We start from the raw sequence: 1,677 nt of genomic DNA on the forward strand, positions 1-1,677 counted from the left end.
AGCAAAATATTAATTCAGATACCGTTATCACATTCACGCAAGAAGGTGACTTTCAAGCCTACTACGCAGCATGCGCATGGTGTAATGAGAATGGTTATAGTCATGGATCTATGGCTCGGGATATGCCAATTGGTCTGGTTAAAGGCAATTGGATAATTGCTAAATGGCGCAATCTTTCCTTAGAGGAGCGTCAGCAATTGGATGGAACAATGACGTGTATTGGAAGCTTTCGTGAAGGCCCTGTTCACATCGTGATTAAGGGTGAAAGATTATGAATGCAGCCGTAAATCCAGAAAAAATTATTCCAATCCGGGCCAGCTCCCTGTCCGACCTGTTTGACTGTCCGGCACGCTGGGAAGCCAGGAATCTTTTAAACAAACGTATTCCAGCCGGTGCACGCACGCGCTTAGGTACAGCAGTTCATGAAGCAGTAACCCAGTGGGACTATCTGAACCTGATCGGAGAAGACGTCACCCTGGAAGAATGCCGCGAGATCCTGCATCACCAGATCTGGCAGCCAGGTGAAGAAGTAGACTGGTCCGACCTGGACCAAAATGCTGCTGAGGCAATTGGTCATTCATTAATGCAAAAGTACATCACTCATATTGCGCCAACCCAAAAATTTATAGGTGTGGAAGTGCGCTGTGAATCTCTCATCCTTGCTGATCTGGGCATTGAGCTTACAGGCACCATTGACCGCATCTATGAAAATAATGAGGGTGAACTGGGTATTGGTGACCTTAAATCTGGCAAGAATGCTGTGGCTTCAGACGGTACAGTCAAAACCGTAGGCCATACACCACAAATGGGGATTTATACCGTATTGGCCAGTCATGCACTGCAAGAACCGGTACTGGCCCCTGCCCGTATCTACGGCCTGGCTACCGGAAAAACAGATAAAGGTCAGCACGTCGGTATCGGTGAAATCGACTCACCTGCAGAGGTACTTCTAGGTACTGAAGAAGAACCTGGACTACTGCACCATGCAGCAAAACTCATTAAGCACGGCGTATTTTACGGCAACTCAAAATCAATGATGTGTCACGACAAATACTGCCCTATTTATCACACCTGCAAATTTCGAAAATAATTTTTATAAGGATTAAAACAATGACTTCTCAAGTAATGACTGCTGAACAGATCCGTACCTCACGTCAGACTGCTGTAGCAGCACCTAGACCCGTTGAAGTCAGTCTGACTTCACTGGAAGGTTTTGAACTGGCACAACGTATTGCCAAAATGCTCGCCGCCTCAACCATGGTACCAGAAGTTTACCGCGATACACTAAAGATCAAAGACGGTAAAGACCAGAATGGAAACTGGCTGTACCGTAGTGAATCTAACCCGAATGGTCTGGCCAACTGTGTCATTGCNNCTGAATATGGCAAACCGCATGGGTGCCGATCCGCTGATGATTATGCAGAACCTTTATATTGTCGAGGGTCGTCCAGCCTGGTCATCACAATTCGTGATCGGGGCAATTAATACCTCTGGCAAGTACTCACCGCTGCGCTTTGAAATGGAAGACCGTGGTGAAGTGGAAGTGACCTACACCACCAAGGAATGGAAGTGGAATGAGCGCGCCCGCAAGAGTCTGCCAGAAGAAAAAGTCCATACTGTCAAGCTACGCAATATTACCTGTAAAGCATGGGCCATTGAAACAGCTACAGGTGAGCG

The 1,677-nt window shown here is 47.1% G+C and carries 2 protein-coding genes and 1 pseudogene; all 3 read left to right on the forward strand.

Annotated features, from left to right (window positions below):
- Positions 1–275 (forward strand): hypothetical protein (locus tag B3R63_RS10165; RefSeq protein WP_286730910.1); only part of this gene is annotated, 275 nt, incomplete at its 5' end.
- Complete coding sequence (locus tag B3R63_RS10170) at positions 272–1,090, forward strand: RecB family exonuclease (protein WP_286730912.1); 819 nt, start codon at positions 272–274, stop codon at positions 1,088–1,090. The genes B3R63_RS10165 and B3R63_RS10170, both read left to right, overlap by 4 nt.
- A 20-nt stretch (positions 1,091–1,110) precedes the next feature.
- Positions 1,111–1,677 (forward strand): annotated as a pseudogene (locus B3R63_RS10175) (recombinase RecT); the annotation flags it as partial.

Source organism: Acinetobacter sp. UBA1297 (genome assembly GCF_002307755.1).
Lineage (GTDB): Bacteria > Pseudomonadota > Gammaproteobacteria > Pseudomonadales > Moraxellaceae > Acinetobacter > Acinetobacter radioresistens.